Raw genomic sequence first — 14,908 nt, 5'->3', positions numbered from 1 at the left:
CGCGAGGGCTCGACCTGCTCTGCAGCAACGCATCACGGAGGGGGATCCGCCCGCGGACCCGCACGCCGGCGCGGACCCGACCCGTTGACGGCCTCCCCGGACGGCTCTACGCTGAACCATACAAGCGGGCGGTTGCGCACCCTGGAGGAGGAACGATGACGACGGAGTCAGCGCTCAAGGCCCGGCTGCGGGAGACGTGGCGACGGGCGTGGGACGAGGGCGAGGTCGAGGCGCTGGACGACCTCGTGGCCGACGACTACGAGCGCACGACGAACGGGTCGGAGCGGGTCCTGTCGGCCGCGGAGTTCAAGGCCGAGATCGTCGACACCCGACGCGCCTTCCCCGACCTCACGACCACGGTCACCGCCGTGGTGGAGGACGGCGGCACCGTGGCGGTCTTCTGGACGAGCACGGGAACTCACCGGGCGGAACTGCAGGGCGTGCCGGCCACCCGCCGCTCCGTCACCATCCACGGCAGCAACCTCTGCCACCTCGACGACGAGGGCCGGGTGCGCCGCGAACTGGTCACCTGGGACCCCAGCCAACTCCTCGATGCCCTGGGCATCCAGACCGTGAGGCACGACTGATGAGCGAGACCACCGACCCGATCGTCGTCCCCGGGGTCGAACCCGACCCCGCCCTGGTGCGCGGGTTCAACAAGCAGTTCGTCTCCGGCGTCACCGTCGTCAGCACCATGGACGGCGAGCAGGCCCGCGGTCTCGCGGTGAGCGCCTACTGCTCCATCTCCTACGACCCGCCGATCATCATGGTCTGCGTGCAGCGCAGTTCCTCGACGTGGCCGGCGCTGTTCAGCTCGACGCATCTCGGGGTGAACGTGCTGAGCAACGCCCAGCAGGACGTCCTCGGGGTGTTCGCCTCCAAGGAGCCCGACAAGTTCTCGAAGGTCGCCTGGACGCCGGGGCCGCACGGCTCCCCCCTGATCGACGGTTCCGCCGCGACCCTGGAGGCCGAGATCCGCGAACGGTTCCAGGTCAAGACGCACACCATCTTCATCGGCCGCGTCCGCCACGCGACCGTGAACGACGTCGCGCCCATGGTCTACAAGGCCGCGAAGTTCTACGACGGGGGTCGCCTCGTCGAGCTCTGAGGGTCCCGGGCCGCACCCGGCCCCCGAGGGGGGCCGGGCATGATGGGCCCATGCACAGCGGCGACCAGGACGAACCCGTCGCGACGGGGTCGGCGGCCCGGGAGATCCCGCGCGAGGCGGCCGGACCGGTCGAGGGGGACCTGGAACGGACCATCGCCGCCCACGTCCGGGCCTACCGCACCGCGGCCGGGGTCTCGGTCGCGGAGATGGCCGAGCGCGTGGGCATCTCCAAGGCCATGCTCTCCAAGATCGAGAACGCGCAGACCTCCTGCAGCCTGACCACGCTGGCCCGGTTGGCGGCCGGGTTGCAGGTCCCCGTCAGCGCGTTGTTCCGCGGCGTCGACGCCGAGCGCGAGGCGGTGTTCGTCCCCGCCGGGCACGGCGCCCGCATCGTGCGGCGCGGTTCCCGGCAGGGCCACCTCTACGAGCTCCTCGGTGCGCTGCGCGGCCCGCACAAGCGGATGGAGGCGGTCCTGGTGACCCTCACCGAGGCCAGCGAGGTCTTCCCGCTGTTCCAGCACCCCGGGACCGAGCTGCTCTTCATGCTCGAGGGCGAGATGGTCTACGGGCACGGCGAGGCGCGGTACACGATGCGGCCGGGCGACGCCCTGCAGTTCGACGGCGAGGGGCCGCACGGCCCCGAGGAGCTGCGCGAGCTGCCGGCCAAGTTCCTGGCGGTCACCGCCTACGGCGAGCGGAGCGACTGATCGCGCGGAGGGTCGGCGCCGGCGCGCGGCTGCCATGATGACGCGGTGCCGCACCGACTGACCGCCGCCGACATGCCCAGCGGTCTGACCGTCCGCATCGACCGGGTCCGGCACGGCGACGTGTGGTTGCGCACCTGGACGATGTGGATGGCCGTCACCGGCGGCGTGCACCCCGACCACCGCCACGACGTCGTCCTGGTCCACGGGCTGGGCGTCTCCTCGGAGTACTTCCAGCGCCTGGCCGTCGAGCTGGCCCACTTCGGGACGGTCCACCTGGTGGAGCTGCCCGGGTTCGCCGGGGTGCCGCACCCCGACCGTCGCCTCTCGACCGAGGACATGGGCCGCCTGCTCGCCTCGTGGATCCGGGAGACGCGGCTCACCCGGGTGCTGCTCGTCGGGCACTCGATGGGGGCGCAGGTCGCCACCGAGGCCGCGCTGCAGGACCCCGAGGCCATCGCCCACCTGGCGCTGATCGGCCCGCCGGTGAACCTGGCCGAGCGGTCCGTGCCCCGGCAGGGGTTGCGCCTGCTGCAGAGCGCGGTGTTCGAACCCGCTGCGGTGCGGGCGATGTCGCTGGAGGGGTACCTGCGCTGCGGGTGGAGGTGGTTCTCCCACGTGCTGCCCTCGATGATGACCTACCCCATCGAGGAGCGGATCCGTCTCGTCCGGGCACCGGTCCTGGTGCTGCGCGGGGGTCGCGACGCGGTCGCGCCGCGGGCGTGGGTCGAGCTGCTGGCGGGCCGGGCGAAGGACGGGCGGTGGGCGGAGGTGCCCGGCGCGGCGCACTCGGTGGTCTTCGCCCACGCCGACCAGGTGCGGGAGCACCTGGCCGGGCTCGTCGGTCGCTGAGCCGTGCGCACCGGCCTGCGGCTACGGCTGCGCGCCCGCGACTACGCCTGGATCGTGACGGCCCAGCTGCGGGCCCTCCTGAACCCCCCGGACCCGCGGGCCTGGGCGGGCGGGTCGGCCGGTGACGTGGTGCTGCTGCCGGGCATCTGGGAGTCCTGGGCCGTGCTGCGCGACCTCGGCGACGCCCTGCACGCCGCGGGGCACCCCGTGCACGTCGTGCCCGGCCTGCGGACGAACTCCGCCGAGCTCGACGAGGGGGCGCGGCTGCTGCGCGCCCGCGTGCTCGACCTGGACCTGCACGACGTGGTCGTGGTGGCCCACTCCAAGGGCGGGTTGATCGCCAAGGCCGCGCTGGCCGATCCCGACCTCGACGCCCGGGTCGCCGGGGTGGTGACGGTGGCGACCCCCTTCGCCGGGTCGACCTACGCGCGCTGGTTCCCCGTCCGGGCCGTGCGCCGCCTCTCCCCCACCGACCCCCGGCTGCGCCGGCTGGCCGCGGACGTGTCGGCCCACTCGCGCATCGTGGCGTTGCGCCCGCGGTTCGACCCCCACGTCCCTCGGGCGACCGGGGCGGCCGCGCTGGAGGGGGCGCAGGAGGTCGAACTGCCCCTGGACGGGCACTTCCACCCCCTCGGGGACCCGCGTCTGCACGTCGCCGTGCTCCAGGCGGTGGCCGGCCTCAGGTCGTGAGCAGGTCGGCCAGGACGTCGGCCAGGGCCGACGAGCCGAGTTCGGCGTCGTCGTCGGTCACGTGCTCCTCCGGGGAGTGCGAGACGCCGCTGGGGTTGCGGGTGAACAGCATCGCGGTGGGCACGTGGGCGGCCAGGACCCCGGCGTCGTGCCCGGCCCCGGTGGCCAGGAGGGGCGCGGTGGGCAGGACCGCGCCGAGCCGGTCGCGCAGGGCCGGGTCGAAGTCGACGGTCGGGCTCGAGGACTCCTCCCGGACCTCGACGCTGCACCCCTCCTCGCCCGCGACCACCTGCGCGCGCCGGGTGATCTCGGCGACGACGGCCGCGGTCACCGCGTCCTCGGCGTGACGCACGTCGAGCCAGAGGTCGACCCGGGAGGCGATGACGTTGGTCCCCCCGGGGACCGGGACCAACCGGCCCACCGTCGCCCGGGCCCCGGGGTGGGCGGCGGCGACCCGGCGCACGGCGAGGACGACGCCCGCGGCGGTGACCATCGGGTCGCGCCGGTCGGCGAGCAGCGTGGTGCCCGCGTGGTTGCCCTGCCCGTGCACCGAGACGCGCCAGCGCCCGTGCCCGAGGATCGACGTGGCCACGGCCACCGGCGCCTCCCGGTCGACCAACCCCCGGCCCTGCTCGACGTGCAGTTCCACGAAACGACCGATGCGGGACAGCGTCTCGTCGTCGCGACCCAGGTGCCGCGGGTCGATCCCGGCACCCCGGGCGGCGTCGGCGAAGCTGCGCCCGTCCGGGTCGGTCAGCGAGCGGGCCCGCTCGGGGTCGATGGCTCCGGTGAGCAACCGCGACCCGAGGCAGGCGACCCCGAAACGGGACCCCTCCTCCTCGGGGAACACCGCGAGGCCGAGCGGACGGACCGGGTCGATCTCCCTCTCCCGCAGCAGGTCCAGCGACCGCAGGGCGGAGGCGAGCCCCAGCGGGCCGTCGTAGGCACCGCCCCCGGGGACGGAGTCCAGGTGGCTGCCGGTCACGACGCCGTCGCGCAACGGCCGACCGGTCGGGTTCCACCAGCTCCAGAGGATCCCGTTGCGGTCGGTCTCGACCTCGAGACCCCGTCGGCGGACCTGCTCGGTCCACCAGTCCACGAGCTCGCGCTCGGCCGGGGCGAACACCGGGCGGGAGTACCCCCCGCGGTGCCGGTCGCGGCCCGTGCCGGCGATCTGCGCGAGCATTCCGGCGGTGCTGCCGAGGGTGGGTTCAGGCACCGACGACCCCCGCCGTCGCGACCCCGACGCGGAAGAACTCCGGTGCCGGCGCGGTCCCGGTCGCCACGTCGGCCGCGATCTGCCCCAGCAGCGGGGCGAACTTGGCCCCGTGACCCGAGCACGGCGAGACGACGGTGACCCCGTCGACCCCGTCGACGACGAAGTCCTCGGTCGGGGTGTTCGTGAACAGGCAGGTCGTCTCGGCGTAGGGCTCGGGGACCAGGCCCGGCAGGAACCGGCGCACGTACTCCACGACGCGGTCGCGGTTGGCCGGGTCCACGACGCCGGTCTGCTCGGCGGCCGACCGCAGGACCCGGCCACCGTTGAACTCGGCGACCTTCTGCCCGCGGAACCCGGCGTCCCGGCCACCCGGCAGACCGTAGACCTGGATGTCGGAGCGTTTGTGGATGAACGTCGGCCAGGTCGGGCCGGGCGCCACGTCCTCGGCCCAGGGGAAGTGGAAGGCGTTCTCCTGCCGGACCTCCAGCGGTGGGAAGGCCGCCAGGAAACCCTGGGGCAGGGTGAGTCCGGCGAGCAGGTCGGGCAACCACCCCCCGGCGGCGACCACGACCGCGGCGGCGCTCTCGGTGCGACCGTCGGCGCTGCGGGCCAGGAAACCCCGCGGGGTGCGCGACAACCCCGCCAGCGGCCAGTCGGTGAGCACGCGGGCGCCGGCGGCCTCGGCGGCCCTGAGCATCGCGTGGACGGCCGTCTCGGCGTCGAGCACCCCGCCTCCGCCGTGGTGCAGCACGTCGGAGTCGACCGCGATCTGCGGCCAGCGCCGCCGGGCCTGCTCGGACGTCAGGAGTTCGTGCTCGACCCCGGCCGCGGCCAGCACGGCGGCGACGGCCCGCGGGTCGCGTTCGGCCCCGAAATCGATGGTGCCGGTGGGCGTGATGAGCGGGGCGCCGTGGACCTCGGCCAGTTCGTCCCACCCGGGCCGGGCGGCCACGACCAGGTCGGCGTAGTGCTGCTCGGCGTAGCCGTACCGGAAGATCCGGGCGGACCCGTGGGAACTGCCGTCGGGGGAAGCCGGGGACCGGCGTTCGACGACGGTGACGGCGAGGCCGCGGGTGGCCAGGCGCCACGCGGTCGCCGCCCCGGCCAGGCCCGCCCCGACGACGAGGTGGGTGGAGTCGGGCAGATCGGTCACGATGCTCCTTCCGGCCCCCGGGGTCGGGGGCGCACGAGGACGGTCAGGGCGTGGACGGCGTGGACACGACCCGCGGCGACGGGGACGACGGCGTCGCCGGGTCCCCCCGCCCGGCCGTGGCAGGTGGCCCGTCCGGCGAGCAGGACCATCCCGGCCGCGGCGGGCACCGCACCGCTCACCCGGGCCACCTCCACCACGACACCGCCCCGCGTCCGGTCGGCCATGACGTTCACGACCCGGGCCGGTGCGTCGGGAGCGTGGGCCCGGACGTCGGCCTCGCCCGGGAAGGCCAGGGCCTCACCGGCGACGAGACGGTACCCGACGCCATCGACCGACAGCTCGACCGCGCCCCGGGCCACCACGAGGGTCCGGTCGAACCCGGGGAACTCCGAGAAGGTGGCCGGTCCCCCGATCTCGGCCACGCTGAGACGCCAGTCCTCGTCACGGTGCAGCTCCCGGGTCGTGCCCGACCCGTTGCGCCACGGGCGGGGTGCGGTGCCGGCGAACCGCACCCAGCCGGAAGAACCGCTCAGAGCCCCTGCCCGGGCACCCACGACGTCCCGGCCAGCGGCAACCGGGTCATGGCCGCCGACTCGATCGTCAGGGCCACCAGGTCCTCGGGTTCGAGGTGCTGCAGGTGGGCCTTGCCGCAGGCCCGGGCGATGATCTGGGCCTCCATGGTCATGACCCGCAGGTAGTTCGCCAGGCGGCGCCCCCCGACCTCCGGGTCGAAGTTCTGCTGCAGCTCCGGGTCCTGGGTGGTGATCCCCGCCGGGTCCCGCCCCGCCTGCCAGTCGTCGTAGTACCCGGCCGCGGAACCGATCTTGCGGTACTCCTCGTCCAGGGCCGGGTCGTTGTCGCCCAGGGCGATCAACGCCGCGGTACCGATGGCGACCGCGTCCGCGCCGAGCGCCATGCACTTGGCCAGGTCGGCCCCGTTGCGGATCCCGCCGGAGACGACGAGCTGGACCTTGCGGTGCATCCCCATCTCCTGCAACGCCCGCACGGCCTCCGGGATCGCGGCCAGGGTGGGGATGCCGACGTGCTCGATGAACACGTCCTGGGTCGCGGCGGTCCCGCCCTGCATCCCGTCGACGACCACGACGTCGGCGCCGGCCTTCACGGCGAGCTTGACGTCGTAGTAGGGCCGGGACGCGCCGATCTTGACGTAGACCGGTTTCTCCCAGTCGGTGATCTCCCGGAGTTCGGCGATCTTGATGGCCAGGTCGTCGGGGCCGGTCCAGTCCGGGTGCCGGCAGGCCGAACGCTGGTCCACCCCGACGGGCAGGGTCCGCATCCCGGCCACGCGCTCGGTGATCTTCTGCCCCAGGAGCATCCCGCCCCCACCGGGTTTCGCCCCCTGCCCGAGGACGATCTCGATGGCGTCGGCCGCCCGCAGGTGGTCGGGGTTCATGCCGTACCGGCTGGGCAGGTACTGGTAGACGAGGTGCTTGGAGTGGCCGCGCTCCTCCTCCGTCATCCCCCCGTCCCCGGTGGTCGTGGAGGTCCCCACCTCGCTGGCCCCGCGGCCGAGCGCCTCCTTGGCCCGCCCCGAGAGCGCCCCGAAACTCATCCCGGCGATGGTGACCGGGGTGGCCAGCCGGAGCGGGAACTTCGCGTGGCGGTCGCCGAGCACGACGTCGGTGTCGCAGCGCTCCCGGTACCCCTCCAGGGGGTAGCGGGACATGCTGGCGCCGAGGAACAGCAGGTCGTCGAAGTGCGGGAGCCGGCGCTTGGCCCCACCCCCGCGGATGTCGTAGATGCCGGTGCGGGCGGCGTGCTGGATCGCGGCGATCGTGGTGCGGTCGAACGTCGCGGACTCGCGCAGACCCTGGGCGGCGAGGTCGTCTCTCATCTGCTGCTCCTCAGTACGCGGCGGCGTTGTCGACGTGGAAGGTGTAGAGGGTCCGGGCCGACCCGTAGCGGCGGAACGAGGTCGGGTCCTCGTCGCGCCCGGCGGCGGCCAGGAGTTCGGCCAGTTCGGCCAGGTGCTCGGGGCGCACCTCCTTCTCGACGCAGTCGGCGCCGAGCGAGGCGACGCTCCCCCGGACGTAGATGCGGGCCTCGTAGACCGAGTCGCCCAACGCGTCGCCGGCGTCGCCGCAGACCACGAGCCGCCCGGCCTGGGCCATGAACGCGCTCATGTGCCCGACGTCACCGCCCACGACGACGTCGACCCCCTTCATGGAGATCCCGCACCGGGCCGCGGCGTTCCCGTCGACCACCAGCAACCCGCCGTGCGCGGTGGCCCCGGCCGACTGGGACGCGTCGCCGTGGACGTGGACGCGCCCGGACATCATGTTCTCGGCGACCCCGACGCCGGCGTTGCCGTGGACCTCCACGGTGGCCAGCTGGTTCATCCCCGCGCAGTAGTAGCCGACGTGGCCCTCGACGCGCACGGTCACCGGACGGTCCAGACCGACGGCGATCGCGTGCGCCCCGTCGGGGTTGCGCACGCCGAACTCGTCGGTGCACCCCTCGGGCAGCGCGTGCAGGGCGGCGTTGAGCTCCCGGACCGGGGTGGCCCGGAGGTCGGTCACCACCGTCGTCGGGAGGTCCGCGGTCGTGGGGACGGACAGGTCCTCGGTCAGCGTTCCCATGCGTACACCACTTCCGGTTCGGGTTCGAAGATGCGGGCGGACTCCACGCCGGGCAGTCCGGTGAGGTAGCGGTACTCGCTGGCCATGGCCACCCACCGGTCCGTCTCGGCGATCACGGCGGGCTTGCAGGCGATGGCGTCGCGGACCACCGCGAAGGAGTTCTCGGTGGCCACGAGGAGGGTGTAGAAACCGTCGAACCGGTCGCAGAGCAACCGCAGCGCCTTCTCGACGTCGGCCCCCTGGGCCAGCTGGTGGGCGACGAAGCGCGCTCCCACCTCGGTGTCGTTCTCGGAGTCGAAGGTGATCCCCTCGGCCTGCAGCTCACGGCGGATCGTCGCGTGGTTGGCGAAGGAACCGTTGTGCACCAGGCACTGGTCGGGCCCGACCGAGTAGGGGTGCGACCCCGTGGAGGTGACGGCCGACTCGGTGGCCATCCGGGTGTGGGCCACCCCCTGGTACCCCGTGGCGTTCGTCAGGTCGAACTGCGCGGCGAGCGCGTCGGGGTGCCCGGTGCCCTTGAGCACGGCCAGGGAGTTCCCCCGGCTGGTGACCACCGCGCCGGGCAGCACCGAGCGCACCGCGGCCTCGAGCAGGTCGGGGGCGACGGGCGCGTCGAGGACGAGGGTGGCCCCGGCCTCGCGGGCCCGGACCGGTCCGGCCCCCGCGGCGTCGAGGGCGGCCACCACGGCGTCGACGGGTCGGTCGACCTCGATGACGCAGACCGTGGAACGTCCGGACGGCGTCAGGCGCGGGTCACCGTAGAGCCCGACCCCGGCGGCGTCGGTGCCGCGCTCCGCGGCCTGGCCGAGCATCGAAGCGAGCAGCGAGCCGAGCTGGGGCGCAAGGCTTTCGTCCCTCAGGTGCAGACCGGCGATCCCGCACATCAACGTCCTCCGTCGTTCGGGAATGGGGTTTCTTGATGGTACATCGCGTTTCCTGTCAGTAGCCAGAGCATGGTGGGGTGCGCCCGCTCACACCGACGTGAGGTAGCGGTCGACCTCCCAGTCGCTCACCTGGGCGTGCCAGGCGTAGAACTCCTCGCGCTTCAGCTCGGCGTAGTAGCGGGTGACGCCCGCGGTCGGGTCGACGGCGTCCAGGACGTCCGCGACCACCGGGTCGGCCTCCAGCGCGGTGACCGCGTCGAGCAACGTGCGCGGCAGGCAGGGCGCGCCGGCCGGCCGCGCGCCGGGCGCACCGGGGTCCAGCGAGCGGCGCACGCCGTCGAGGCCCGACCCGAGGGCGACCGCGGTGGCCAGGTAGGAGTTCGCCGACCCGTCGCCGGAACGCAGTTCCACCCGGTTCCCGTCGGGGACGCGCAGGAGGTGCGTGCGGTCGTTGCCGCCGTAGGTGGCCTGCCGCGGGGCCCAGGTCGCCCCCGACGTCGTCGAGGTGGCCCCGCTGCGCTTGTAGGAGTTCACGGTCGGTGCGAGGACCGCCTGCATGGCCGGGGCGTGCTGCAGCAGACCGGCCACGAAGGAGTAGCCGAGATCGCTGAGCCCCAGACCGCGGGGGTCGGGACCCGTCGCCGGGAACCGCGAACCGCCCCCGGCCTCCTCGCTGCCCCACAGGGACAGGTGCAGGTGCATGCCGCTGCCCGTGCGGTCGGTGAACGGTTTGGGCATGTAGGTCGCGATCATCCCGCGCTGCTCGGCGAGCATCTGGATCACGTAGCGCAGGGTCGTGACCCGGTCGGCCGTGGTGAGCGCGTCCGCGTAGTGGAAGTTCTGCTCGAACTGCCCGTTGCCGTCCTCGTGGTCGGAGGCGTAGGGCCCCCAGCCGAGGTTCTCCATGACGTCGGAGACGGCCGTCAGGTGCTCGTACATGCGGGTCACCCCGCGGGCGTCGTAGCACGGCTGCGCGGCGTCGTCGGCGGCGTCGGCGGTCACCAGGCGGCCGCCGGCGCCGCGGCGGACGAGGAAGTACTCGACCTCCGCCCCGACCGAGAGGTCCAGGCCGAGCTCGGCGGCCCGGCGGAGCTGCTCGCGCAGCAGGACCCGGGGGGCGAAGGCGTAGGGACGACCCTCCACGTGCGGGTCGCAGTGGACCATCGCCAGCCCCGGGCGCACGAACGGCAGCGGGGTGTAGGAGGCGAGGTCGGGGACGGCGACCACGTCGGGGTCGGCCGGGACCTGCCCGAGGGCGCCGGCCGCGTACCCGGCGAACCCGCACCCCTCGTGCTGCAGCTCGTCGGCCGCCGAGACGGGGACCAGCTTGGCGCAGGGCTTGCCCGACAGCGTCGTGAACGTGGCGAGGAGGAACCGGACCCCGTCGGCGGCCGCCATCGAGGCCAGCGACTGGGTGGGGCCCGTCAGGGCGGCGGTCCCACCGTCGGTGACCCGCAGGTCGGGAGCGCCCGCGGGTTCGGGGCGGGGGGCGGCGCGCGGGACGGTGAGGGGCGGGGCTTCGGCGGTCACGGGTCCTCCTCGGACGTCTCATGTCAGAAGCTTTCGTCTACTGACATTCAACAAGCGAGGTGTTTCCGGCGGGTTTCCCCGCCGTCAACGACCCGTGACACCGAGAGGCGACCTCAGCGTCGCCGCGCCCCCCGGCCCCGGGACGACGGCGCGGCGGCATCCTCCTTCCGCTTGGAACGGCTCGCGGTGTCGGCGGCCCTGGTCAACCCGCGGGTGACGACGGAGGACCCCCGCCGCCGCTCCAGCCCGCGAGCCAGACGGCGGACACCCGCCGCGGCCACGGGCAGCAGGATCCCCGCGACGATCCAACGACGGACGAGGGTGGCGACGAGGGGCATGACGACCTCCGGGGGACGGGTTTCTCGGGGAGCTTCGGTCAGCGGGACGGTTCGAAGAGCCGGCGGAAGGTCGCCCCGGCCACCAGGGCACCGAGCAGCGGAGCCAGGATGAACAGCCAGAGCTGTTCCAGCGCAGCCGGTCCGGCGAACAGGGCGGGGCCGATGGAACGGGCGGGGTTGACCGAGGTGTTGGTCACCGGGATCGCGACCAGGTGGATCAGCGTGAGCGAGAGACCGATCGCCACCGGGGCCAGGCCGACCGGGGCCCGCTTGCCGGTCGCTCCGAGGATGACCACGAGGAACACCGCGGTGAGGACGGCCTCCACCACGAACGCCGAGGTCAGGTCGTAGCCGGCCGGCGAGCGGTCGCCGTAGCCGTTGCTGGCGAAACCCGAGGCGGCCGCGTCGAACCCGGCCCGGCCCGAGGCGACGGCGAAGAGGACGGCGGCGGCCACGACGGCCGCGACGACCTGGGTCCCGACGTAGGCCGGGACCGTGCGCCAGGGGAATCGGCCGGCCGCGGCGACGCCGACGGTCACGGCGGGGTTGAAGTGGCCCCCGGACAGGGGCCCGACCGCCCAGGCCAAGACGAAGACCGTGAGACCGAAGGCCAGGGCGACCCCGAGCCACCCGATGCCGGCGGTGGTGCCGTCGGCCAGGTCCACGGAGCCGGCGAGGACGGCGGCCCCGCAGCCACCGAGGACGAGCACGAAGGTCCCGACGGCCTCCGCGGCCAGGGCGTGGCGCAGCGGGGCGGGACCCGGTGCGGCGGTCTCGTCGGGGGTCGGCACCACGGTCGGCGCGGGCTCGGCAGGCATGGCGTCTCCTCACTGCTCGAAGGTTCCCCCGCGGCCCGGGACGGCCCGTCGGGGAACGGGCGAGAACCGCCCGGGATCAAGGTTTACACCGTAAGTTCAGGGCGGCCACCCGAGAGCTCGGGACGGAGGAGGACGGGGACCCCGACACACGCGTGGCGCGACAGTCCTGGAGATGATCTGTGCGTCGACGTCGGTGATACTGAGAGTGATCGGGCGTCGACGGCGTCACCATCCACCGGTGCTGGAGGCCTCGTGAGCGTGCCCCGACCGGGAGCCCCGCCCGCCGACGACGAGGCCCGACCGGCGGGCCCCGACCCGACGTCCGCCGCGCCACCCCGGCCCCGCCCGGACCTCCGACGCCTGCTGCCGGTCACCGGGGACGTCACGCTGCAGGTCGTCGCCCAGCTGGCGGCGCGGGCGCTCGGCACGAACGGGGCCGAGGTCACCCTCGTCGCCGACGAGCACGTCGCCCTCGCCACCGGTGGGCCCCAGGCGGGACCGCCGGGCCGCCGGCGCGAGCCCGAGCAGGCCTTCTGCACCCTCGTGACCGGGACGGACGCCCCCGTCGTGATCGACGACGCCCACGCCGACCCCCGGGTGGCCGAGCGCGAACCGGTCGTGCGCGGTGAGGTCGGGGCCTACCTCGGGGTGCCGTTGCGCACCAACCAGGACGGCGTCGTGGGGGCGCTCTGCGTCTTCGAGCGCCGGCCCCGGGTCTGGACCCACGACGACCTCGACCTGCTGCTGCGCCTCGCGGCGGCCGCCGCCGACCGGCTGACCATGGCGGGCCTGGACCACGAGCTCGGGGGCGCGGGCCGGCAGGAGGCGCTGGCCGGTGCCGCCCACGCGGCCGGGATCGGGTCCTTCTCCTGGGACGTCACCGACGACGTCCTGGTCTGGGACGAACCCCTGCTCAGCCTGTTCGGCTACGCACCGGGGACCTTCCCGGGGCACATCGCGGCCTTCAACTCCCGCCTGCACCCCGAGGACCTGGCCGCGACCGGTGCGGCCATCGAGGCGGCGCTGACGCAGCGGGGCGAGTACGCGGCCGAGTTCCGGGTCGTCCGTCCGGACGGCACCGTCCGGCAGGTGGCGGCGCGGGGCCGGGTGCTCGAGACCGCCCCGGGCCGGCCCTTCCTCGTGGGCGCCGTGACCGACGTGACCGCGCTGCGCGAACGCGACGCGCGCACCGCCGAGATCCTCGAGGACATGCCGGTCGGGTTCATCGCGCTCGACCGGGCGTGGCGCATCACCGCCATGAACAAGGAGGCCGAACGCGTCGCCGAGGAGAGCCGCGCGAACCTGGTGGGTCGCGACCTCTGGAGCTGCTTCCCGGGCACGTCGGGAACCGTCTTCGAGGAGAACTACCGTCGCGCGGTGGCCGAGCAGCGCGACGCCGTGTTCGACGCCTACTACCCCGCCCCGCTGGACGTGTGGCTCGAGATCCGCGCCAGCCCCGGACCCGACGGGCTCGCCCTGTACTTCCTCGACGTCACCGCCCGCCAGCGGGCGCTGCAGGCCGAGGAACTCTCCGCCCGCCGGATGCGGGGCGTCGCACAGTTCGCCCTCGCCCTGGGGCGCACCGACACCATGGACGACCTCGTCCGGACCATCGCCGAGGACGGGCTGCGGGAACTGGGTTGCAACGGCGGGTCGATCGCGATGGTCGACCCCGACGACGAGACCACCCTGCTCTCCCGGTTGGCCTCGAGCTACGGGGCCTCGGCCCAGCGCAGCTACGGGCGGCTGCCGCTGTCCGCGGACCTCCCGGTGGCCAAGACCGCCCGCACCGGTCGCCGGCTGCTGCTGCCCGACCGCCGGTCGTGCCTGGAGTACTCCGCCGCCATGCCCGCCGCCCTGGAGGCGACGGGGGCGCAGGCGTTCGCGACCCTCCCGTTGGTCATCGGCGGGCGGACCATCGGCGTCGTCGCCGCCGGGTGGTCCGAGGCGCAACCGTTCGACGCGGAGCAGATCAGCCTCCTGGAGACCTTCGCCGCCCAGTGCGCCCAGGCGCTGCAACGACTCGACGCGTTGCAGGCCGAACGCGACTCCGCGGCCCGGGTGGCCGGGCTCTCCCTGGCCCTGCAGCGGTCCCTGCTCGCCGACCTGCCCGACCTCGACCACCTCGAACTCGCGGCCCGCTACCTGCCCGCCGCGGACGAGGCCCAGGTCGGCGGCGACTGGTACGACGCGTTCACGGTCGCCGACGGCAGCACCTGCGTCGTGGTCGGCGACGTGACCGGGCACGACCAGGACGCCGTCGTGCAGATGGGGCAGCTGCGCAACATCCTGCGCGGCACCGCGCACGCGGTCGTGCACCCGCCCGCGGAGATCCTGCGCCGCCTCGACCACGCCATGCACGACCTGGCCCTCGGCGTCCTCGCGACGACCGTCCTGGCCACGATCGACCCGGCCCCGTCAAAGGGGACCGCGGGCGGGCGGACGGTGCGCTGGTGCAACGCCGGGCACCCCCCGCCGCTGCTCGTGCTCGCCGACGGCGGGGCCGAGCTCCTGGACCGCCCCGGCGACCTCATGCTCGGTGTCGGGGTGCCCACCGACCGCGTGGACCACACCCGGGACCTGCCCCCCGGTGCGACCCTGCTGCTCTACACCGACGGCCTCGTCGAGCGCCGCGAGGAGCTCCTCGACACGGGCCTGGTCCGGTTGCGGGACGCCGCCGGGCGGCTGGCGCACCTGCCGCTGGAGGAGTTCTGCGACGCGCTGCTGGAGCAGCTCGCGGAGGACAGCGTCGACGACATCGCACTGCTGGCCATCCGCGCGCACACCGCGGACGGGCCCCGACCGGGGCGGGAGGGCCCGACCGCGCCGCCGCGCGACCTCCGTCGCCGTCACCCCGCGTTCTGATCGGCGCCGCGCTGCGACCGGAGGGCCCCCGCGCTACCGTCTGAGCGTCTAACCTCAGGCTCCGCGCGTCCGGTTCCGACGCACCGTTCCCCGCGGAGGTCGGAGTGCCCCTCATGAAGCCCCGTACCGTCCGGTCACCCGGACGGG

Annotated in this window: 15 protein-coding genes; 6 read left to right on the top strand and 9 right to left on the bottom strand. The window is 74.2% G+C overall.

Features of this window, described 5'->3' with window-relative positions; genetic code table 11:
* Positions 1-155: 155 nt before the first annotated feature.
* From ACFFKU_RS16395 to ACFFKU_RS16375, 5 genes are read left to right on the top strand one after another with little or no spacing between them, the layout of a single operon-like run.
* Entirely contained in the window at positions 156-587 is a 432-nt protein-coding gene (locus ACFFKU_RS16395; protein ID WP_380139618.1) for an ester cyclase, read from the top strand.
* Positions 587-1,108, top strand: a complete 522-nt coding sequence (locus ACFFKU_RS16390) for a flavin reductase family protein (protein WP_380139615.1) — start codon at positions 587-589, stop codon at positions 1,106-1,108. Before ACFFKU_RS16395 ends, ACFFKU_RS16390 begins: the two co-directional genes overlap by 1 nt.
* Before the next feature lie 50 nt (positions 1,109-1,158).
* Positions 1,159-1,815 (top strand): helix-turn-helix domain-containing protein, encoded by a 657-nt coding sequence (locus tag ACFFKU_RS16385; protein ID WP_380139613.1) that lies wholly within the window; start codon positions 1,159-1,161, stop codon positions 1,813-1,815.
* A gap of 45 nt (positions 1,816-1,860) precedes the next feature.
* Positions 1,861-2,664, top strand: a complete 804-nt coding sequence (locus tag ACFFKU_RS16380) for an alpha/beta fold hydrolase (protein WP_380139611.1) — start codon at positions 1,861-1,863, stop codon at positions 2,662-2,664.
* Positions 2,665-2,667: 3 nt separating this feature from the next.
* Positions 2,668-3,354, top strand: coding sequence for an esterase/lipase family protein (locus ACFFKU_RS16375; protein WP_380139609.1), 687 nt, complete (start codon positions 2,668-2,670; stop codon positions 3,352-3,354).
* On the opposite strand, the gene ACFFKU_RS16370 is transcribed toward ACFFKU_RS16375, so the two are convergent.
* The 9 genes from ACFFKU_RS16370 to aqpZ form a co-directional block, all read right to left on the bottom strand.
* The gene (locus tag ACFFKU_RS16370) at positions 3,344-4,573 is read right to left on the bottom strand and encodes an allantoate amidohydrolase (RefSeq protein WP_380139607.1); all 1,230 of its coding nucleotides are present in this window, start codon (positions 4,571-4,573) and stop codon (positions 3,344-3,346) included. The genes ACFFKU_RS16375 and ACFFKU_RS16370 overlap by 11 nt on opposite strands.
* Positions 4,566-5,717, bottom strand: a complete 1,152-nt coding sequence (locus ACFFKU_RS16365) for an FAD-dependent oxidoreductase (protein ID WP_380140273.1) — start codon at positions 5,715-5,717, stop codon at positions 4,566-4,568. The genes ACFFKU_RS16370 and ACFFKU_RS16365 overlap by 8 nt, the downstream gene beginning before the upstream one ends.
* Before the next feature lie 5 nt (positions 5,718-5,722).
* Positions 5,723-6,238: a HutD/Ves family protein gene (locus ACFFKU_RS16360; protein ID WP_380139605.1), complete on the bottom strand. Its 516-nt coding sequence runs from the start codon at positions 6,236-6,238 to the stop codon at positions 5,723-5,725.
* A gap of 17 nt (positions 6,239-6,255) precedes the next feature.
* Entirely contained in the window at positions 6,256-7,581 is a 1,326-nt protein-coding gene (locus ACFFKU_RS16355) for an FMN-binding glutamate synthase family protein (RefSeq protein ID WP_380139603.1), read from the bottom strand.
* A gap of 10 nt (positions 7,582-7,591) precedes the next feature.
* Positions 7,592-8,326: a GltB/FmdC/FwdC-like GXGXG domain-containing protein gene (locus tag ACFFKU_RS16350; protein WP_380139601.1), complete on the bottom strand. Its 735-nt coding sequence runs from the start codon at positions 8,324-8,326 to the stop codon at positions 7,592-7,594.
* Positions 8,314-9,210, bottom strand: a complete 897-nt coding sequence (locus ACFFKU_RS16345; RefSeq protein ID WP_380139600.1) for a class II glutamine amidotransferase domain-containing protein — start codon at positions 9,208-9,210, stop codon at positions 8,314-8,316. Before ACFFKU_RS16345 ends, ACFFKU_RS16350 begins: the two co-directional genes overlap by 13 nt.
* 87 nt (positions 9,211-9,297) lie before the next feature.
* The gene (glnT, locus tag ACFFKU_RS16340; protein ID WP_380140272.1) at positions 9,298-10,608 is read right to left on the bottom strand and encodes a type III glutamate--ammonia ligase; all 1,311 of its coding nucleotides are present in this window, start codon (positions 10,606-10,608) and stop codon (positions 9,298-9,300) included.
* A gap of 245 nt (positions 10,609-10,853) precedes the next feature.
* The gene (locus ACFFKU_RS16335) at positions 10,854-11,078 is read right to left on the bottom strand and encodes a hypothetical protein (RefSeq protein WP_380139598.1); all 225 of its coding nucleotides are present in this window, start codon (positions 11,076-11,078) and stop codon (positions 10,854-10,856) included.
* Between the two features lie 38 nt (positions 11,079-11,116).
* A complete protein-coding gene (gene aqpZ, locus ACFFKU_RS16330; protein ID WP_380139596.1) occupies positions 11,117-11,896 on the bottom strand; it encodes an aquaporin Z in 780 nt (259 codons plus the stop codon).
* Positions 11,897-12,148: 252 nt separating this feature from the next.
* Here aqpZ and ACFFKU_RS16325 point away from each other — a divergent pair, with 252 nt between their 5' ends.
* On the top strand, positions 12,149-14,761 hold the full coding sequence (locus ACFFKU_RS16325; RefSeq protein ID WP_380139594.1) for a SpoIIE family protein phosphatase: 2,613 nt from the start codon (positions 12,149-12,151) through the stop codon (positions 14,759-14,761).
* The last annotated feature ends 147 nt before the right edge of the window (positions 14,762-14,908 follow it).

The sequence above is a fragment of the Kineococcus gynurae genome (assembly GCF_042433995.1).
GTDB lineage: Bacteria > Actinomycetota > Actinomycetes > Actinomycetales > Kineococcaceae > Kineococcus > Kineococcus gynurae.
This window is presented reverse-complemented; position numbering and strand designations above follow the sequence as displayed.